Annotated in this window: 16 protein-coding genes; 15 read left to right on the top strand and 1 reads right to left on the bottom strand. The window is 49.3% G+C overall.

The genetic code is table 11. The annotated features are described in order from the left end of the window. Nucleotides 1-495 precede the first annotated feature (495 nt). The 12 genes from ACTRXD_RS19445 to folE all read left to right on the top strand — a co-directional run bounded on the left by ACTRXD_RS19445 (nucleotide 496) and on the right by folE (nucleotide 15,679). On the top strand, nucleotides 496-1,722 hold the full coding sequence (locus ACTRXD_RS19445) for an SUMF1/EgtB/PvdO family nonheme iron enzyme (protein WP_442433444.1): 1,227 nt from the start codon (nucleotides 496-498) through the stop codon (nucleotides 1,720-1,722). A 112-nt stretch (nucleotides 1,723-1,834) separates the two neighbouring features. Further along, nucleotides 1,835-3,328 (top strand): bifunctional metallophosphatase/5'-nucleotidase, encoded by a 1,494-nt coding sequence (locus ACTRXD_RS19450; RefSeq protein ID WP_442433445.1) that lies wholly within the window; start codon nucleotides 1,835-1,837, stop codon nucleotides 3,326-3,328. Between the two features lie 255 nt (nucleotides 3,329-3,583). Then, nucleotides 3,584-5,998, top strand: a complete 2,415-nt coding sequence (locus ACTRXD_RS19455) for an energy-coupling factor transporter ATPase (RefSeq protein ID WP_442433446.1) — start codon at nucleotides 3,584-3,586, stop codon at nucleotides 5,996-5,998. Nucleotides 5,999-6,075: 77 nt separating this feature from the next. Next, nucleotides 6,076-6,864, top strand: coding sequence for an energy-coupling factor transporter transmembrane component T family protein (locus ACTRXD_RS19460; RefSeq protein ID WP_442433447.1), 789 nt, complete (start codon nucleotides 6,076-6,078; stop codon nucleotides 6,862-6,864). Nucleotides 6,865-7,549: 685 nt separating this feature from the next. Continuing rightward, a complete protein-coding gene (locus ACTRXD_RS19465) occupies nucleotides 7,550-7,876 on the top strand; it encodes a DUF167 domain-containing protein (RefSeq protein WP_442433448.1) in 327 nt (108 codons plus the stop codon). Between the two features lie 169 nt (nucleotides 7,877-8,045). Further along, complete coding sequence (locus tag ACTRXD_RS19470) at nucleotides 8,046-11,141, top strand: VWA domain-containing protein (protein ID WP_442433449.1); 3,096 nt, start codon at nucleotides 8,046-8,048, stop codon at nucleotides 11,139-11,141. 17 nt (nucleotides 11,142-11,158) lie between these two features. Further along, complete coding sequence (locus ACTRXD_RS19475) at nucleotides 11,159-11,569, top strand: hypothetical protein (RefSeq protein WP_442433450.1); 411 nt, start codon at nucleotides 11,159-11,161, stop codon at nucleotides 11,567-11,569. Nucleotides 11,570-11,611: 42 nt separating this feature from the next. After that, a complete protein-coding gene (gene mdh / locus ACTRXD_RS19480) occupies nucleotides 11,612-12,559 on the top strand; it encodes a malate dehydrogenase (protein ID WP_442433451.1) in 948 nt (315 codons plus the stop codon). Nucleotides 12,560-12,833: 274 nt separating this feature from the next. Further along, nucleotides 12,834-14,129 (top strand): NADH-quinone oxidoreductase subunit NuoF, encoded by a 1,296-nt coding sequence (gene nuoF / locus ACTRXD_RS19485; RefSeq protein ID WP_442433452.1) that lies wholly within the window; start codon nucleotides 12,834-12,836, stop codon nucleotides 14,127-14,129. Nucleotides 14,130-14,141: 12 nt separating this feature from the next. Next, nucleotides 14,142-14,468, top strand: coding sequence for a 2Fe-2S iron-sulfur cluster-binding protein (locus tag ACTRXD_RS19490; RefSeq protein ID WP_442433453.1), 327 nt, complete (start codon nucleotides 14,142-14,144; stop codon nucleotides 14,466-14,468). A gap of 78 nt (nucleotides 14,469-14,546) precedes the next feature. Continuing rightward, a complete protein-coding gene (locus ACTRXD_RS19495; protein ID WP_442433454.1) occupies nucleotides 14,547-15,026 on the top strand; it encodes a 6-carboxytetrahydropterin synthase in 480 nt (159 codons plus the stop codon). Beyond that, nucleotides 15,026-15,679: a GTP cyclohydrolase I FolE gene (gene folE / locus ACTRXD_RS19500; RefSeq protein WP_442433455.1), complete on the top strand. Its 654-nt coding sequence runs from the start codon at nucleotides 15,026-15,028 to the stop codon at nucleotides 15,677-15,679. The genes ACTRXD_RS19495 and folE overlap by 1 nt, the downstream gene beginning before the upstream one ends. Before the next feature lie 324 nt (nucleotides 15,680-16,003). Here the strand turns inward: folE and ACTRXD_RS19505 are convergent, their stop codons facing one another. After that, entirely contained in the window at nucleotides 16,004-16,798 is a 795-nt protein-coding gene (locus ACTRXD_RS19505) for an alpha/beta fold hydrolase (protein ID WP_442433456.1), read from the bottom strand. A gap of 174 nt (nucleotides 16,799-16,972) precedes the next feature. Between ACTRXD_RS19505 and ACTRXD_RS19510 the strand changes: the two genes are divergently transcribed. The 3 genes from ACTRXD_RS19510 to ACTRXD_RS19520 all read left to right on the top strand — a co-directional run bounded on the left by ACTRXD_RS19510 (nucleotide 16,973) and on the right by ACTRXD_RS19520 (nucleotide 19,492). Continuing rightward, the gene (locus ACTRXD_RS19510) at nucleotides 16,973-18,316 is read left to right on the top strand and encodes a replication-associated recombination protein A (protein WP_442433457.1); all 1,344 of its coding nucleotides are present in this window, start codon (nucleotides 16,973-16,975) and stop codon (nucleotides 18,314-18,316) included. Between the two features lie 409 nt (nucleotides 18,317-18,725). Beyond that, complete coding sequence (locus tag ACTRXD_RS19515) at nucleotides 18,726-18,998, top strand: hypothetical protein (RefSeq protein WP_442433458.1); 273 nt, start codon at nucleotides 18,726-18,728, stop codon at nucleotides 18,996-18,998. Between the two features lie 11 nt (nucleotides 18,999-19,009). Next, nucleotides 19,010-19,492 (top strand): hypothetical protein, encoded by a 483-nt coding sequence (locus ACTRXD_RS19520; RefSeq protein WP_442433459.1) that lies wholly within the window; start codon nucleotides 19,010-19,012, stop codon nucleotides 19,490-19,492. The last annotated feature ends 121 nt before the right edge of the window (nucleotides 19,493-19,613 follow it).

Here is a 19,613-nt window from a genome sequence, read left to right on the forward strand (position 1 = left end):
TTGAGATGTACAACGACACGGTGTTGGGGTTCAACAAATCGGGCAAGGAAGCGGTGCGGCAGCAAGTGGAAGAGCCGATTTACATCCGCCCGGCGGAGCGGGTGAACTGGCTGTAAGCAGGGAGCCCAGAGGGGAACCCGAGGAGCAGGGGGCGACGAATGTCGCCCCCTGCTCTTTTTTTGCGTGTTTCGCGTTAAAAAGGTTTTTGGGAGAAAGGAAGGTTATTGTTTATGATCATCCTGACGGCTATGGTGTGCCTTTTCCCTTGCACAGAACAGCCATTAGATGGTGAAAACATCATCCTTTAATTTGAGATAAACTTGGCCGCTATTCTATTAATGACAGGATTTTTCCCCTTTTTGTTGGAATCTGATTCCCGTTTATTGAACTTTTCTAGGGGGAGACGACTTGGTATAGTTAGTTTTGTTGGTCAAAGTATCTTGTGAAATTAGTTTGCTGGGACATTATTAGCTGTATCTCGGTTGAGGAGGCGCAATGTCGCAATTGCCACAATTGCAAAGAGAATTGGAGTCGGCCAGGTCACGCACTGATAAATTATTTTCGTTTATGCGTGCCGAGGCAATGTATGAGCGTCCCATTCCTGAGCGAAACCGCTTAATTTTTTATTTGGGACATCTTGAGGCTTTTGACTGGAATCAGATTGGTCGGTGGACCTTGGGCATGCCCTCATTTCATGAATCATTTGATCAATTATTTGAAGCCGGTATTGATCCTTCTCTTGGAAGCTTTCCCGTTGACCAACCATCCGATTGGCCAACGGTCAATGAGGTGTACCGATACAATGCGCGTGCTCGTGAGGAAGTGGATCGGCTGTTGACATCTGTTCCAGAATGGATTGTTCATATGGTGGTTGAACATCGTCTGATGCATGCTGAGACCAACGCATATTTACTGCACCATTTGGATTCGAAGCACAAGAACCCCCCATCCGATTTTTCTCCCGTCTCCTCTTTTTCAATCTCAGATGAAACGGCCAAGGATGAGATGATAGAAGTCCCGGAAGGGATTGCGACCTTGGGGATGACACCGGACGAGGGTTTTGGCTGGGACAACGAATTTGCCCAACATGAAGTGGCTGTTCCTGGGTTTTTAATCAGCCGGTATAAAGTGACGAACCAACAATATTTGCGATTTGTCCAGGATGGTGGGGAGCCTTCGGCCTTTTGGGTCAGACGAGGGGATGCCTGGTATGTGCGAACAATGTTCCAAGAGATCCCTTTACCCAAATCCTGGCCGGTGTATGTGACTCATCGACAGGCGCAAGCGTATGCAAATTGGGTCGGGATGACACTCCCAACCGAGGCGCAATTTCATCGCGCAGCCTTTGGCACTCCGGCTGGTATTGAACGGCCCTTCCCCTGGGGTGATAAAGCATCAATGCTTCTGCAGGTAAATGTTGATTCTCAATCCTGGGATTCCGTTCCGGTTACCAGCCAGTCTTATGAGCGCAATGGTTTTGGAGTGGCTCAGATGGTGGGGAATGGCTGGGAATGGACATCGACCCTTTTTTATCCTTTTCACGGTTTTTCACCCCTCCCCACTTACCCTGGCTATTCGGCCAGATTTTTTGACCAGGATCATTATGTCGTGAAAGGTGGTGGTCCTCATACCCCGAGCCGGCTCTTGCGCCGGTCATTTCGAAATTGGTTTCGACAAAGTTACCCCTATGCGCATATCGGGTTTCGTTGTGTGCAATCTTAATGTATGACGCGGAACTCCCACCGTGTTGCGTTTTGAATTGAACCCTTTCATGCGACAGATACTACAAAGCCCAGGGTATTGCAGGCATTTCCTCCTTATCTTGATTCTCTGGGTGAATTCAGCCCACGCGACTGACAGGTTGGTGATTTTACATTCGAGTGAACATCATGGGGTTGCGCTTCCGCTTGATCAAGCCGGAGGGACTAAAATTGGGGGGTTGGCCAGGCGAGGTACAATTGTCGAAGAAGTTCGGCGAGAAGGCGGGCCGGTTTTGTTGGTGGATTCCGGGGATATCCTTATTGGAACGGCTTTGTCTTCCTGGTTTCGCGGTGAACCGGATATTCGGGCCATGAATCTGATCCGCTATGACGCGATGGTGGCTGGAAATCATGATTTTGATTATGGAATAGACCATCTTCGCACATTGGTCGAATTGGCCGATTTCCCAATTTTATGCACGAATCTTCAGTCTGAGCGATCCCTTCTGCCTTGCCGGCGCTCGTTTGTCACCCGCCTGGGGAATGTGGTCGTCGGGGTCTTAGGTCTTGTCGGAGAAAGTAATTTTCCTGGCACTTTTAACCGGGAGGTGGCAAAGGAATTATCGTTGGTGGATCCGATTGTCTCTCTTCAAGCGGAGGCCCTGCGGTTACGAATGGAAGGCAATGTTGATCTGATCATTGCACTCACGCATCAAGATAGTGAAGAAGACTTAAAAATTCTGGAGACCGTTGAGGAGGTGGATGTGCTCATCGGTGGACATACCGAAGGGTTTGACGGATTATATGCTCCCGGATTGATGGAGCCTGTTGAAACCATTACCCGACCCCGATCGGTGTATGTGAAGACGCATCGTCAAGGACGAACACTCGGGCGATTAGATCTGACGATTTCAGACGGATCGGTGGTCCAGGCGCGTTCCTATAATATTCCAGTGACGGTGGCGGTTCCAGTAGAGCCGAAGGTCCAACAACTTTTAAATGAATATCGACAGCGGTTTGCCAGGCATGCCACCCAGGTGTTGGGGGAGGCGTCGGTGCGGCTTCAGGGCGATCGACCGGTTATCAGGACCCAAGAAGCCAATCTAGGCAATTTGTTGGCCGATCGTATGCGAAACACGTTGGGCACGGATATCGCCTTGATTAATGCCGGACAGATTCGCCGAAGTCTGGAACCGGGTCCGGTAACACTTGGCGATGTGCTGTCAGTACTGCCCTTTGATTCCGCTCTTGTGACCCTACATGTGACGGGAGCGATGCTTCGTGAGGTTTTAGAGCATAGTGTGAGCCAATGGCCGAATCATTCTGGCCGGTTCTTCCAGATTTCCGGTCTCCAGGTCAGGTATCAAGGAAAGGCTCCTGCCGGGTCTCGTGTGAGCAGTATTATGGTTGGAGGTGTGCCGTTGGATATTTCCAAAACCTATACCGTGGCGACGGACGCATTTGTGGCTGACGGCGGGGATGGCTATGACATGTTGACACATGTCACACACCGAACGGATCATCAAATCCCCCTGAGGGATCTGTTGCTGAATGCCTTAGCCGAAGGTCCTCTCTATGCGGAGGCTGATCATCGTATAGTGTTCATGGTTGGGAACGAAGAAAAATGACGTCAATGACGTTTCTTGTCTTCACTGAGCGGCTTCATGTCTGCACGCTTAATCGCTTCGCCGTGTAAGAGCACAGCTCATTGGGCGGTCTCAAATTCCCCGTTTACTCTCCTACTGTCTACATGATTGAGGCGTTGCCTCATTCTTGTTCTTTTTACATGTCGCTTCGGAAGCCATATTTGGATCGACAATCAAAATATTCATGATTCATCAGTCATCTGCATACCTCCCGTCTTAGGGGCTTTTCATATATTCATGTCTATTCCTCAAGATGCTCGCGATTCACGAAGATGGTGGGCTGACTTGCTGGCTGTCTGGCGGGATACCAGGCAGATTGTTCTGACGGCTCAGATTGCCGCAATTTATGCGGCGATTCTTATTCCCTTTAAAGCCGGCATTCCGATTGTTCCTGGTTTTGTGGAATTACGCCCGGCGAATGCTATTCCCATTGTTGCATCGCTGTTGTTTGGTCCCGCTGCGGCCTGGGGTGCAGGTATTGGCAATATCATCGGAGATTGTTTCGGCACCCTGGGGCCTGCAAGTTTCTTTGGATTATTAGGCAACTTTATTTTTGGGTATCTTCCGTACGTATTGTGGGGGCATTTGGGGTGGTTTTCCTCTGGGCAGCCGCCTTTGGGGAAATCTTGGCGTCAGATGATGGAATATGGCGTGGTGTGTGTGATTGCTTCAGCTGCTTGTGCCGGAATGATTGCGTGGGGAGTGGAGTGGTTGGGATTGTTACCCTTCGTTATTCTCGCTCCAGCGATCTTTTTTAATAATGTGGTAATGGGCTTGTTCCTCGGTCCTCCATTATTGGGTTTTCTCTATCCCAGGGTGCAACGGTGGCGATTACGGTATGAAGATATTCGAGAATTAGATTCTGCCCGTATTCATCCTTCCAAAACTCTGCGGTCATCTGAATCGATGGAGAGCGAGAAGGCGAATGACCATCTCGACGACGCTATTGTGGACTGTCGTGGACTTTCCTTCCAATATGCCTCGGGTATAGTGCCCGTTCTCCGGAATGTTTCCTTTTCTCTGGCTTCTGGGGAACTCGTCGTTCTGTTAGGCAGGAGTGGGAGTGGCAAATCCACAATATGTTATGCCTGTAATGGTCTCATTCCTCACATGATCCCTGGGTTTTTCTCCGGAACATTCCGGGTGAAGGGACGTGGAACTGTGGATGATCCCGTATGGAAACAGGCCGAACGGGTCGGCCTGGTGTTTCAAGATTTTGATACGCAACTTGTAGCGACGACCGTTGAGGGGGAACTGCTGCATCCATTGGAATACCGTGACCCCCTGCTTTCTTCGGACGAGGTCCGACGGCGGGTCGTTCATGCCCTCAGTCAAATGGGATTGGGCGATTGTGCCCACCGTGATCCCATGAGGATGTCCGGTGGCCAGAGACAGCGTCTGGTGATGGCTTCTGTGCTCGTGCAGGAACCGGCGCTGTTGGTCTTAGATGAACCCGGTTCAGATTATGATCCGGCAGGGCGAGCACAATTGCGGGAGGTTTTACGTAATCTTCGACAAGACGGGATTACTGTGCTTATGACGGAGCATGATGATGGCTATCTTTTGCTAGCGGATCGTGTTCTGGTTTTAGATCAGGAGCAAATCGTCTGGGAGGGAAAACCTGAAGCCTTGTTGCGACAGCCTCGGTTGATGCGGGATTATGGTCTTCGACCCTTCGCCCTGACAGAATGTTTTGAAGAATGGGGCGTGGAACACTTGCCTATTTCTGTCGAGGAAGCCTGGACCCAGGCTGAGGTATTGAATCTTTGTCTGTCTCCCCCGGCGGCGGTCCTGGATGACTCGCTTCGTTTGGGTCACCTGCCGGAGAGAAAATCAACCATGGCTTTGCCCTTGATTCAGGTTGACAATGTTTTTTTCCGGTATGAAGAGCAGCCGGTCCTGGATGAGGTGTCATTTTCCATCCGTCCAGGAGACTTTCTGGCTTTGCTGGGTCAGAATGGATCCGGGAAAAGTACGCTTGCACGATTGCTCAATGGCCTCTTGATACCGACACACGGCACCATTGTTGTGGACGGTATGGATACCCGCACCACATCGATGAATGAATTGGCGAGGCGCGTCGGATTAGTCTTTCAGAATCCTGATCACCAAATTTTTGCGGATACCGTCTGGGAAGAAGTTGCCTTCAGTGCGAAAAATATGGGTTGCTCAAGCGATGAGATTGTCGATCGGGTCCAAGAATCGCTGGTTGCTGTGGGATTGCCATTTGAGGGGAGCCGAGACTTAGATCCGTTTTCCCTAAGAAAAGGAGAGCGACAGCGGATTGCGGTGGCATCCGTGTTGGCTACCAGACCGGCTCTGTTGATTGTTGATGAGCCGACGACAGGGCTTGATGCTGATGAAACTGACCGGATGATGGCGATGATTCGTCGATTGAACCAACAGGGGCATACGATTGTGATGATCACCCATTCGATGGAACTTGTTGCCGCCTATGCCCGGCGCTGTTTGTTAATTCACAGCGGGAGAATTCTTGCTGATGGAACCCCCCGCGAAGTTTTTGCTGATCCGGGCTTGATCCAATCGGCATCATTAGAGATTCCGGCCATTTCTCGCTTTAGTCAACGATGGGGACAGACCCTGCTAACGGTGGAAGAAGTGAAGGCTTCCTGCAGACCAGGTTTTCCATAAAACTTGTGGTCGATACGTTTCAGATAATGGAGAGCGTGTTTGGGGTGCGTGAGATTCGTAGGGCCTGATAACTACCAATGATTGTTTCCTTGTATCTCTCCCGGAATTCCTGGATTCACCGGTTAGATGGACGCACCAAAGTTCTGACGGTGCTTGGAGTGTTTGGGCTAGCACTCTGTTTTTCTGATCCGTTTTACTTGCTGGTACTCTTTGGATTCGTAATGAGTGGGTTAGCCTTGTCAGGCGTGTGGGCCAATGTGAGGAAAATGTGGATGCTGACGCTTCTCCTCTTTGTCTATAGCGTGGCGCTCTGGCCTTTCTTTGTCGAAGGTGTGACACCTGTGCCCCTCTTGCATGGGCTTGGAGTGACCTGGGAAGGTGTCATGGTTGGCTTAGGCATGGGCTTGCGATTGTTAATTATGCTCTGGGCTGGGATTTGGCTACTATCGACGATCTCGGTTGAAGAGCTCGCGCAGGCCTCTCAGCAATTAGGACTTCCTTCACGGGCAGGGTTTGTCTTTTCGCTCGCATTCCGTTGGGTGGGAATGTTGTTGGGAGCAGGGGCAGGCGTGGTTCAAGCGCAGCGCTCACGCGGATTAGATGTGTCGACGGGCGGAATTCTGCAACGCATTCGTAAATATGTGCCTTTGGTGATCCCATTGATTGGGCATGCCCTTCGTCAAACAAATCTTCTGGCCATGTCTTTAGAATCCAAAGGGTTCCATCCCTTAGCGACACGGCATTTTTACTCTACGGGGAAATTGGGTATCCAAGACTATGCGGTTATGAGTGTGATGCTGATTTTGGTCTTGGTAGGAATTTGGTTGCGATGGCAGGGCATTGGAACGCTTGATGTAAGATTTTAAGAATTCGAAGTCTGCATCATTTCGCCGGGCGTACCCACCTGCTCTTTCCATAGACAAGGACAACAAAACGAGTCCTCTCATCCATTTTGAGCTGGGGCAAGCGTTGGCTGAATAAGGTTGATTCTAGAAAGATTGGTTCCCCCAAAACCTTTAGGGACAATGCTTTTCTCCAGGAGAGGCCAAGTGATAGGCCTGAGAAGGAATTACAGGGAATCGGGTGTGAAATGGTAGGAACGGAAACCCCTAACTTACCATGGGGATGCGTTGGCAGGAGGTTTCTTCTTTAGCGAGTGCGACAAATTTTGATATTTTTTTGATGCAACGGCCACAGCACTGCCGTTTGTCATTAAGTTCGAGGGCGTCCGCAAGCTCTAAGGGACAAGTGACACCTGCTTGTCCAAGTTCACGGACATCGGATTCTTTGATACCTTTGCAGATACAGATGAACATAAAAAATCCGTTACTGAATGAACTTCCTTTCGAAAATGATAACTGTTATCAATCTAAAAATATTTTACTCACCATCAGGGTTCATGTCAAGATCTGGGTGTATGGCATAAGGCATTGAAAATTAATATGTTATTGCTATTTATGTGATATTGTTTTTCGTTTATCTTTATCAAATCAATCTTTTTCTCTGACAAAATAAGTTCAATTATTTGTATCAGTTATAGGACATTTTTACATGGAATGGGCCAGATGCGTCATAGAAAAGTCAGAAGGTATAGAAATTCGAATTTATATTCAGCCACGAGCGTCAAAAACCGAGATTGTTGGGCTCCATGGGGAAGCCTTGAAGATTCGCGTAGCATCTCCGCCGGTAGATGGTCAGGCCAATGCAGAATTATGTCGATTTTTGGCCCGACATGTTGATGTTCCCCGCCAATATGTGCAGCTGAAATCCGGAGTTAGTTCAAGACAGAAGCGAGTCTTTATTGAAGGGAAAACCTTATCTGACCTAGCCGCAGCCCTGACGGAAAGCCTATCCTCGAAAAATTCTGAACATTCATGAGTTACGGAGGATAAAGGGAAGAATCTTCAAGATAGTTGGGTGAGTTTACAACCCTTGAAGCCACTTTTATAATGCCCAGCCGTAGTTGTGGTTACAATGCGGTATGGGATTGTGCTGGGGAAGAACCCGTCTTGTACCCATGTAACTCCCTCGGTTATTAATCAATTACATGTCTTCCTTTACCCCAAAAGATGAACTTCATGAGTTATTGGTCGACCGACTTGATGCGACCACGGCGCATGGTCTCGATGAACAACTCGCAGACCCTCGTCTCCGGATGCCTGTTCTAGAGTTGCTCATTGAATTAAAAGAGATTTCGTCAAAAATACAGGGTGAAGCCGTATGGGCTCTGGGTGAGGTGTATCGAAAAAAATGTTTAGACAGTGCCATCCCGTGGTTGGATTTAGGGATAACATTCGCTCAGGCCTCTGGCGCACTCGGTCTTCGGTATTTCAAAGAAAGCCCTATGATTCTTGGATTTCTAGAAAAAGAGTCGAATCGGGCCGAATTGTTGGCCCATGTCTTGGAGTTGGCCGATGGGTCAAATGAGACCGCTCCACAATGTGCCTATGAATGGTTCAAGGTACTTCCCCAATTGTGCGGGGAGATTGCCCTTCCTGAGATTCGGGAATGGGCTCGACTAGGGATGGAGCTGGCCGAATGGAATTATGTATTAGGAAATGAATTTTTCCGGGAGTGTCCCTCCATTGCTAAAGCTATTCCATTGAAATCGGCAAAGTCCTGGATTGGATTTGGCATGAAGCTTATGGTTCAAAACAGCCTTGGAAAGCCTGATTACATTGGAACCTTGGAGTTTTTTCGAGCCAGTCCAAGTTTGTTTCTTGAGATCCACAATGAGAATGTCAAGCAAGGGGTCATTGATCTAGGTACGAACCTCGCAGATCATTCTCCCGAACAGGCGGTAGTTTTTTTGTCGAAGGCGCCAGAAGTTTTGACTAGGGTCTCGACGGTCGAGTGGAAGATTCGAATCTTGAAATTCGGCCTTCTTGTGGCGGATCGGGATGCCGAGGCTACTCTCGCGTATTTTACTCAGGTTCCCGAGGTGGTCGTCTTGGCCGGCAAGGAAGACGATTCCGGTGTGTTTGATGCGTGGTTTGGCCAGGGTATGGAGGCCCTTGAATATAGTGTTGAGGCTGGACGAGCCTTTTTTGGTCTGGAGACGCGGCAGGCCTGCTCAGCCGTAGAGCAGGCAATGAGTGGAGTGTCGCTTCGTCAAGTCGCCAGATCGTTGAAAATGTTTGCCAGAGCGTTGTGTGGAGAGGATGTGGCCATAGAGGGGCTCCCCGAGGGAGGAGGTCCGATCGATGGCAGCCACATGTCAACGAGTCCTGTCTCCGGGAAAGCTCAGGTGAGCGCTGACGGAAAAACGGTATATCTTCCTCTGGTCATGAGGCGATCGGAGACCCGTGAAGGAAACCGACGATGGTATACGGTCATGGTCGCCCATGAAGTTGGGCATGTGGAATTTGGCACGTATGCGCTCTCGACTGAAGTGTTGCACCGTGTGGCTGCACGGGTGCAGACCCGATACCACGAAAAATTTCTTAGTCCCAATAGAGCCATTTACACATTGGGAAATCTCTTTCAACGCTACCCTCAACCAGAGATTATCCGGGATTTGTGGGAAATTGTGGAGGATGCTCGAATTGACTTTTTGCTCCGTCATGAATACCCAGGCTTACAAGAGGATTTGACGTCTTTGACAAAGGAAGCCATGGAGCTTCGCCCGCTTTCCCATGGGATGACGGCTCGTGAGATTGTGCTGGACGCATTGTTGTTGCTGTTTGCAGGATTCACCAAGGAGGAATTCACTCGTCCGGGACTTCAAGAGGTGATTGATGAAATCTGGCAGATTGCCCGAACGATCTTACACCCCACCGCGACCGTCGATGAATCTGTTGAACTTGCCGACCGTCTCTACCAGGAATTGGAGCGCCGGATTGGAACCCTTGAAAAGCACAACCAAGAACAAGAACTTGAACCCTTTTCCAATACTTCCGGGGTTTCTGACTCAGGCGGCCAACCTGAAGCGGCTGAACACTTAGAAGAGGCGTATCAGCCTTTGAGTAACTGGGGATATCGGGGCATTCTTAATCCAGACCACGTCAAAGGAGGGGAAGAGGGAGAACAGGTGTCGAAAGGGCAGACAGGAGGGCAACAGGATCAAGTTGCCACAATGGGGGAAAATGCCGGGGGGGACACACCCAGCCAATTTGAGCGTCGATCTCCTCACCAACCCGATCCTTCGCAAGATCCTAAGAAGCCAACCTTTGGTGAATCACCTATGCAGCAGTGGTTTCAACCTGCGTTTCGTCCTAGCGATGGACAACAGGGGGCTCGTCTCCGTGAGGGAGAGTATCTGTATGAAGAGTGGGATGGGACGGTACGTGACTATCGACCCCAATGGTGCCGTGTAATCGAACAGGCAGGTCGTGAAGGGTCACCAGACTTTGTCGATGAAACGTTTCAAGTGTATGGCCCGATGGTGCGACTCATCCGTCGTTATTTTGAAGCGATTCGTCCGGAAGCCTTTCGTCGAATGGGGCGCCAATCACATGGTGAGGACATTGATTTGGATGCCTTGGTGAATTGGATGGTTGATCGACGGCAAGGAAACGATTCTTCTGATCAGGTGTATGCCACCAGACAAAAACGTGATCGACAGGTTGCGGTGGCATTTCTGGTGGATATGAGCGGGTCGACCGGACGGCAGATTGGAACTCGAGCGCGTCCTGTTATCGACATTGAAAAGGAAGGCTTGCTCTTGCTCTCAGAAGCGTTGTCTGCGATTGGCGATCAATATGCGATATATGGCTTTTCCGGGCAATCCCGGCAATCGGTGGACATTCACGTGTTGAAAGATTTTGACCAACGACCCGGAGGGCGTGTCGGTTTGAAAATCAGCGGCGTAACTTCCAAACAGCAGAACCGTGATGGCGCGGCGATACGACATGCGATGCAGCGATTGAAACAGCAAGCGGCGAAAGTCCGGCTTCTCATTCTGATCAGTGATGGGAAACCATTAGATGATGACTATGCGGATGAATATTCCCTGGAAGACACCAAAATGGCTCTTCGTGAAGCTCGTCTTCAAGGCGTCCATCCCTTCTGCATTACCATTGACCAAGCGCCCACCGATTATGTGAAACGGATGTATGGGGAGATTGGGTATGTAGTTGTCGATGAAGTCGAATCACTTCCGATGAAGTTGCCGAAAATTTATCAACGGCTTACAGCCAGATGAGCGGATATGGGAGATGTATGACGAGTTTACCTTCACACTCTGATGTGCCACCTTGGCTCTATAAGTTGTTTACCGGCCATCAATACCCCTATGTCCGACGGCAGGCGAAGTTTGACCGGAAAGATCGGCAGGAGGACGGAGAACGGTTCGAGCCAACCCAAGATGATATCCGTGAAAAGTTTTGGGAAATCTTTCCTCGCTGTTCGACCAAAATGCTACAGGAGGTCAAGGTCGGGATGATTGTCGCGTTTAAGGAATTAGGAGGGTATGAGGCGGGAACCTACCAGGAGTTTATCGACGATCCGGAAAATTTTTTGAGTCGGAAATACGGAAAGAAAAAAATCAAAGTCAATTTTTATGATGGAGATAATTTTGTGTGTACGATCAACTTTAAAGTCGCAGGGTGGACGAGCCATGACGATGATTAAACCCGCATGGCTGGAAACCCTTTCAAAGGGATGGGTGGTTTCATGAGCCGTATCAAAGTGACTGTGGTGGGAGCTGGAAATGTCGGAGGGTCCATCGCGCAACGGTTGGCAGAAAAAAATTGGTACGACATTGTGCTGGTCGATATCGTCGAGGGTTTGCCGCAGGGCAAAGCTTTGGACCTGGTCGAAGCCGGCCCAATTTGTGCTTACGATTCCGCCGTCACAGGTACGAATCATTATGAGGCGACCAAAGATTCCGACGTTGTGGTGATTACGTCAGGCGTACCTCGCCGGCCAGGAATGAGCCGTGATGAATTATTGGAAACCAATACCAAAATCGTGTCCGCCGTAGTCCGTGAGACGGCCACACGTTCCCCTGATGCCATTCTCATTATTGTCTCCAACCCTCTTGATGTAATGACCCACGTCGCGCATCGGGTCAGTGGGTTTCCCAGGAACCGGGTCATTGGAATGGCCGGGGTGTTGGATTCGGCACGATTCCGGTCCTTTATTGCGGAGGCCTTGCAGGTCTCGGTCGAAAATATTCACGCAATGGTTCTGGGGGGGCATGGCGATTCAATGGTGCCCTTGAATCGTTATACGACTGTGGCAGGGAGGCCGGTGACCGAATGGTTGTCGCCGGAGGCATTAGAGGCCCTGATCAAACGGACCCGCGAGGGAGGAATCGAAATTGTCAATCTACTCAAGACAGGGAGTGCCTATTATGCCCCGGCTGCCTCAGTCGTAGAAATGGTTGAAGCAATCTCTAAAGATCAAAAGAAAATCCTTCCCTGTGCGGCGTTATGCGCCGGGGAATATGGTTTTCACGACCTCTTTCTGGGTGTGCCGGTAAAACTAGGGGCAGGCGGAGCGGAAGAGATTGTTGAGTATGCGCTCACCCCCGAGGAACACGCAGCTCTGGAGGTTTCAGCCGAAGCCGTTAAGGAATTGTGCAGCCATGTCGATCAGATGATGAAAAAGACCCTTTAACGTGATAGATGACATGACGAACATGCCCATCTTTTTTCTTCACTAAATAGACGTGCCTTCTGGTCCTCTTGTTACCTTGACGACTTTAGCGACCCATTCGTATAGTGGGTAGTGCTCGTACGCTGACCCCGCCTTGATGCCTGATTTTCCTTAGGAATATGGAAGGAAATTTGGTTTTTCAAGGAAGGGATTTGTAAAAAAAAGACCATCGTCCAAGTGGTGAACATATTGGGAAAACACATGTGGGTCCAAACCATTGATCAAGGGGGCTTCGGTGGATAACGCATTCGCACCTCGAGTGTTGCGGGAGGTAAAGGGTGAACCAGGGGACATAGAGGCGTACCGCCAACAAGGGGGGTATGAAGCTTGGGTTCAATGTGTCACGAAGAATGATCCGCAAGCCATAATCGCACAATTGAAAGAGGCCCATCTGCGAGGACGAGGGGGCGCTGGATTTCCTACCGGACTGAAATGGGACAAGGTGGTCAATCATCGCGTCAAAGAGCGATATTTTGTCTGTAATGCCGGGGAGCATGAACCTGGGACGTGCAAAGATCGGTATTTGCTTCGACATCATCCTCACCAACTTCTCGAAGGATGCCTGATTGCGGCGTATACCGTTGGAGCGAAGGCGGCCTATATCTATTTAAATCATGAATTTTCCGAAGAGCGAGCCATCTTTGAGCGAGCTAAAGAGCAGGCCACAGAGCAGGGCTTATTGGGAAAGAATTTTCTTGGCACAGGTCTTACCCTGGATATTGAAATTTTTGATGGATATGGCAGTTACGTGGCGGGTGAAGAAACTGCGATGTTGGAATCGATGCAGGGTCGTCCAGCCCAGCCTAAGCAAAAGCCCCCCTTCTATCCCACGGAGTTTGGACTGCATGGCAAGCCGACCTTAGTCAATAATGTTGAAACGCTGTCGAATATTCCCCAACTCTTGCGAAACGGACCAGAATGGTTTCGTCAGGTCGGAACCAGTACTACTCCAGGGACGATGTTGTTTTCGCTCAGTGGAGCCGTGAATCGGCCCGGTGTGTATGAACTGCCGTTGGGAACGTCCATCCGACATCTGATTGAGGTCTGTGGGCAGGGCGTGCCGAACGGACATGCTGTCAAAGCCGTGTTCCCCGGTGGGCCGTCCTTTTCCATGGTAGGGGCGGATCAATTGGATTTACCCATGGATTTTGATTCGCTTAAGAAAGCTGGCACTGGATTGGGGTCTGCCGGCGTCATTGTTGTCGATGATGCGACGTGTATGGTGGAGCAAACGCTCAAGTTTTCCGGATTTTTTGAACGGGAAAGTTGTGGGCAATGTCCACCTTGCCGGATTGGTACGCAGGAATTAGCGATCTTAATGCGGAAAATCGAAGATGGATCAGGAGAAGAGCGGGATCTGGCCAAACTGTTGCAAATTTGTGGGTTTGTCAAAGGCACCGGATTTTGTACTCTGGTGACGGGAGCTGCGGTGTTGGTACAAAATAGCCTACGCCTGTTTCGTCACGAGTTCGAAGACCATATTCGCCTGGGGCGATGTCCGTTCAAGCCGGTTCCAGTTGGCGCTGAGTAAGGAGGAGATTGTATGCCTCGCGTAACATTTCTTCATCCGGAAGGGAAGTCTGGCGAAGTTTCTGAAGGTCTTTCCCTCTTAGAAGTTGCGGAGAAACTCGGGTTCCCATTGAATCATGATTGTGGGGGCAACGCCTCTTGCACGACCTGCCGGGTGGATGTAATTGCGGGTGAAGGGAATCTTTCTGATATCGATTTTGATGAGCAGGATTTGCTCGATCGGGAAGCACTGACTGAGCCTTACCATCGGTTAGGCTGTCAGGCTCGCGTGTTAGGGGATGTGATTGTGCAAGTCCCCGAAGAAAAATGGGGTGAGGCCGAAGTTGAACGATCTGCGTAACTTTGCCCTCTTTTCAAGGGTAAGTGAGGATACCCGCCACAGCCGTACATTTCCAAATATGCACGGCAATGTAAAAGAATGCTGAGACCGACTGCTATGCCGACTGCATCCTCCATCACCAGAACCTATCGGTTTTGCGCCGCCCATCGTCTGCATACCGATCAATTGCCAGAGGAAACCAATAAAAAGATTTTTGGAAAATGTAATAATCTGAACGGGCATGGGCATAATTATACGATTCTGGTGACGGTGGCCGGAGAACTGGATATGCGCACAGGGTTGATCACAAACGTGGACGTCTTGGACCAAATTGTGAAAGACAAGATAATCGATCGCTTTGATCATCAACATCTCAATTTTGATCCCGCATTTGCCCAAGTCACGACAACTGGTGAAAATTTAGCGCGTTTAATTTGGGATCTACTGGTTGATCAAATTCCTTCCGGGCAATTGGAAAAAATTGGGGTGATTGAAACCAGAGATAACTTCTTTGAATATATCGGTGCTCCAAGAGTGCCCAGCGATTCTTCCAACAGAAACGGGATAAAGGAGAACTAATGCCGACCAAGCCGAAGCGGCCTTCATCCATCAAGCCACGGGCGGTCATTCCAGACAACAGCCAGCCGGTCCGAATTCCCAATCTCCCGAATCTGGAAATCATTGTAAAGCAACTACTGGAAAATTTGGGTGAAAATCCCCAACGACATGGTTTAACTGATACGCCCAAGCGGGTAGCCAAATCCATGGCCTTCCTTACCAAAGGCTATCAACAGGATATCGATGAATTATTGAATGGGGCTCTGTTCCCTATCGTATATGATGAGATGGTCATCGTGCGTGATATTGATTTTTTTAGCCTCTGTGAGCATCACCTTCTGCCGTTTTTTGGGAAATGTCATATCGGGTATATTCCCAATAAGCATGTGGTGGGCTTGAGCAAAATCCCTCGGATTGTCGATGCCTTTAGTCGTCGTCTGCAAGTCCAGGAGCGGTTGACGGTCCAGATTGCTGACACCCTTCACACGAAGCTCAAGCCGCGTGGCGTGGCTGTTGTCATGGAAGCCCGCCATCTGTGTATGAGTATGCGTGGAGTAGAAAGGCAGAATACCGTGGCGGTCACCAGTGAAATGCTGGGTGTGTTTCGCAAACAAGAACAAACCCGTAACGAATTTCTTAAGCTCATTCGCCAGCGCGGATGTGACGGCGATTAGATGTTTCCATCCATTTCATTTTCACGTTCAAAAATAGTTGATGGCTGGAATTTTCTAGATAGTTGATTCTTATGGTGGAATCAGGTTAAATGCGACATTATTGAGTTTTCATAGGTATTCCCATGGAAGGGCATGTCGCGCAGGAGGCGCCGGTCTCATCCTTATTTTTCTTTCTGGTTTTGTGTGTGGTCTGTGACAAGAGAACCTCTTTTTGATTTCCTCCAAATTTCCTTTCCGTTAGTCCCGTTGTTGCTCTATTTCTGTAGTTCCAATAAAACTCCTGCATCAGATGTTTTTCTGATCGGTTTGGCGTTGCGGCGATACTTATAACCGGTTTGTCGTGAGGAAGCTCCGAAGTGCTTCATTGAAGGCGGCTGGTCGTTCGAAGTTCGAGAGATGGCCGGCTTCAGGGATGGTGACCAAGGTTGAGCCGGGTATCCGGTTGGCCATGTACTGAGATTCTGAGACCGGCGTAGCGACATCATCCTCGCCCACAATGATCAAAGTCGGGCAGGTGATTGTGGATAAAAGGTCGGTTGAATCAGGTCTAGCGGCCATAGCCACCAAATCGACGACAATTCCCCCCGTTGAGGTTTGAAGAATCATCTGTCGAACCTGCTCCACAATTTCAGAATTACGCTCAATGGTGGAAGGGGCCAGAAGTTTGGGAAGCATGAGGTCGGCAATGGCTGGTGCTCCATCGGTAAAAGCGACTTGAGCCATCGACCCACGTCCAGCTTTCCCTTCTTCACTATCCGCTTGAGCTCTTGTATCTGCCAAAACCATGCCTTTTACCCGATCAGCATAATGTCGATAGATTGCAAAGAGGGTATATCCGCCCATTGACAAGCCCACAAACACTGCCTGGGCAATTCCCAAATGATCGAGCAGGTGGATGACATCTTTGGCATAAGCGTCCAGCGTATCATTCCATGGCACGATGTCGGATTCTCCATGTCCTCCCAGGTCAATAGTGATCACTCGATAGGTGTCCTTCAGTCCATCGACTTGAGGTTGCCACATGGTTTTAGAAAGTGGAAAGGCATGGATGAAGATTAGCGGCGTGCCGTCCCCTTGATCGGAATACCCGACGGTAACTCCATGAATCAGCGCTTTCACCGATCTCTCCTTTTTTGTCGATGGGAGCCACCTCGAATTTTCTCGAGAGATGTCATCAAGGAGCCATATGCTGGTTTCATTTGCGGGTGCATGACCGGTGGTTATAGCATACTGAAAATAGAGAGGTAATCACAGAATCGCCTGCCAGAAATACTTAGGGGTACGTGCATTTTTATGGAATCCTTTGAGCCACAGTCGCAAGAAGATCTTTTCCCCGTTCAGGAACCTTCCGATAAACGCGACGCTCCGTTAGCAGAAAGAATGCGGCCGCTGGACTTTGAGGAGTTTGTTGGACAGGAAGACGTCCTGGCCGAAGGTCAGCCCCTGCGTGTGGCCATTGAACAGGATCGTGCGCCCTCACTTATTCTCTGGGGCCCGCCTGGGACGGGGAAGACGACCCTAGCAAGTTTAATCGCCAAGAAAACCCGGGCGACATTCGTCCCGTTTTCAGCGGTGCTCAGTGGCGTGCCGGAGTTGCGCGGATTGCTGAAAACGGCCCAACAACGCCGGAAGGTGTCAGGACAGCGTACCCTTCTTTTTGTAGATGAAATCCATCGATTCAATAAAGCGCAACAGGACGCCTTCCTCCCCTATGTTGAACGGGGAGATATTATACTCATTGGAGCCACCACACAGAATCCTTCCTTCGAAGTGATTGCTCCCTTGTTGTCCCGGTCTATGGTGGTGGTGCTTCAATCCTTAAACGAGGAGGCGTTGAAGCATATCTTGAATCGTGCCCTTTCGGATACGAAACGTGGGCTCGGTTCCTCACGCGTGACCCTTACTCCCGATGCGCAGCGTCTCTTGATTGGATATGGGAATGGCGATGCCCGGTCGATGCTAACGGGCCTGGAATTTGTCGTTGGCCAATTTGCGAAGCCAGGCAAACCGATCACCATCGATCAACCGCACGTCAAGCAAGCCTTGAAGCAGAAGGCCTTGCGATACGACCGGGATGGAGAAGAGCACTACAATCTGATTTCGGCCTTTATTAAAAGTATGCGTGATTCCGATCCGGATGGGGCGTTGTATTGGCTGGCGAGAATGTTGGAAGGTGGAGAAGATCCCAAGTTCATCGCCAGGCGCATGATGATTTTTGCGTCGGAAGATATCGGGATGGCAGATCCGCAGGGGCTCTTGATTGGCTCAGCCGTTTTTCATGCGGTGGAGGTCATCGGATTACCCGAGGCACAAATAAACCTGGCGCATGGTGTGACCTATTTAGCCACTGCTCCAAAAAGCAACGCATCGTATATGGGGCTACTGGCAGCGAAGAAAGACGCCAAGGAAAAGGGCAATCTCCCGGTACCGCTGCATTTGCGTAATGCGGTGACGTCTCTGATGAAGGATCTGGATTATGGCAAAAACTATCGCTATGCCCATGACGATCCAAGCGGTGCCAAAGCCCAAACCCATCTTCCTAAAGAATTGGAAGGTCGAAAATATTATCACCCCAAGAGCTCTCCCACTCCCTCGTCTAATCTGCAGGCGGAAGAAGATCTTAGCTCGCCCAGTTAATTATGGAGTTCTGAAAAAGAGCCGGTTTTCGGACCGGCAGCCGAGCCACTTTTGTTTCGGCAAAAGTGGCCAAAACCATGGTGGCCGTGGTGTGGCCCTTCGGGTTCCCTTCGCGGTTCGCCGACTCCGGCGGCGCGCAAACTCGCGGAGCTTGGCCTGAGTCTTCTCGAAGGGCTCAAACAGTGCGCGCCTTTTCTCCGGAGTCGCCTGCACTGCTCGGCCACACCACAAGGCCAGGAGAGAGGGCGGAAACATGGAAGGAACAGGTTTAAACGGATTCAAGAATGAGTTGACACAAAACACCGAAAAAAACAAAACGAATAGGTAAATCTTTTCCATCAAAATTAGCTATAACGTGGAAAAGGTGGAAATGCGAACGAAAGTCCTTGACTAGGTAAAAGGATTGTATATGACGCCAGAAGTACAAAATGCTGCGATCGGTTGTCTGGAAGAAGGAACTCAGAAAATCATAAATTTGTATACATATACTGCTCTGTTACTGAATGCCTGTGATGTTGCAGCAAAAGGGTATGAAGCTCGTAAAGATAATTTTCAATTAAGCACAACAATGAATATACCTGATTCTCTACGGCTACCAGTTGAGGTGGAGAGGAAAGTAGAGGTTGTATTAATCGAAATGACTTGCCAGGCGCTTACAGAGGCGAGGCACTTAAAAAATTAGCTGAAGACTTCATGATTCGAATGGTGGCTGTAATGGACGATGTACTAGAAGATATATATGAAAAAACGCTTCCTTTAGTCTTTCCAGATTTGAGTGAAGCTGATATCGCTAAAAAAGTAAGGGCATCTTGGTGCCAAGATAAAAACGAACATGTAAATATTTTCAATTTCCTTGTTAATGATGCTGGCCTTAAATCACCTAAAGGCCGGCGGTCTACTCTGGATATGGTCTTTGATCGCTATTATGAAATGAGAGAAATAGGACACGCAATAGTTCATAGTGCAGGCATATTATCAGAGAAGAGCAAAGTTAGACTGAAAACCTTAGCTGAACGCTTACCTAAAGATTTGAGGACGGGTTCTTTAGCGTTGAAACCGTTTATAGCTGATGGAGTCGTCAAATTAGCTGGTCTAGAGATTTTGATGCTACGACATTGGGCATATACCACCATAATGGATTATCTCAAAAATTCGTTTAAGGAAAGTGGTTCTTAACATAAGAGACCTTTAATATTGGTGAAGGGAAGGTTTAAAAATGTAACGAAACACCCTATAGTGTTATATGCGTCATTTTAAATTCACCTAATTTTAATGGAATTGAAGGGAAAGTAATCAT

It is taken from the genome of Nitrospira sp. T9 (assembly GCF_052156535.1).
In the GTDB taxonomy this organism is placed as follows: Bacteria; Nitrospirota; Nitrospiria; order Nitrospirales; family UBA8639; genus Nitrospira_E.

Excerpts from the sequence above, each read along its gene's own strand:
- ACTRXD_RS19445 (WP_442433444.1), top strand. The coding sequence starts at position 496 with ATGTCGCAATTGCCACAATTGCAAAGAGAATTGGAGTCGGCCAGGTCA.
- ACTRXD_RS19455 (WP_442433446.1), top strand. The coding sequence starts at position 3,584 with ATGTCTATTCCTCAAGATGCTCGCGATTCACGAAGATGGTGGGCTGAC.
- ACTRXD_RS19460 (WP_442433447.1), top strand. The coding sequence starts at position 6,076 with ATGATTGTTTCCTTGTATCTCTCCCGGAATTCCTGGATTCACCGGTTA.
- ACTRXD_RS19465 (WP_442433448.1), top strand. The coding sequence starts at position 7,550 with ATGGAATGGGCCAGATGCGTCATAGAAAAGTCAGAAGGTATAGAAATT.
- ACTRXD_RS19470 (WP_442433449.1), top strand. The coding sequence starts at position 8,046 with ATGTCTTCCTTTACCCCAAAAGATGAACTTCATGAGTTATTGGTCGAC.
- ACTRXD_RS19475 (WP_442433450.1), top strand. The coding sequence starts at position 11,159 with ATGACGAGTTTACCTTCACACTCTGATGTGCCACCTTGGCTCTATAAG.
- mdh (WP_442433451.1), top strand. The coding sequence starts at position 11,612 with ATGAGCCGTATCAAAGTGACTGTGGTGGGAGCTGGAAATGTCGGAGGG.
- ACTRXD_RS19490 (WP_442433453.1), top strand. The coding sequence starts at position 14,142 with ATGCCTCGCGTAACATTTCTTCATCCGGAAGGGAAGTCTGGCGAAGTT.
- ACTRXD_RS19495 (WP_442433454.1), top strand. The coding sequence starts at position 14,547 with ATGCTGAGACCGACTGCTATGCCGACTGCATCCTCCATCACCAGAACC.
- folE (WP_442433455.1), top strand. The coding sequence starts at position 15,026 with ATGCCGACCAAGCCGAAGCGGCCTTCATCCATCAAGCCACGGGCGGTC.
- ACTRXD_RS19510 (WP_442433457.1), top strand. The coding sequence starts at position 16,973 with ATGGAATCCTTTGAGCCACAGTCGCAAGAAGATCTTTTCCCCGTTCAG.
- ACTRXD_RS19515 (WP_442433458.1), top strand. The coding sequence starts at position 18,726 with ATGACGCCAGAAGTACAAAATGCTGCGATCGGTTGTCTGGAAGAAGGA.
- ACTRXD_RS19520 (WP_442433459.1), top strand. The coding sequence starts at position 19,010 with ATGATTCGAATGGTGGCTGTAATGGACGATGTACTAGAAGATATATAT.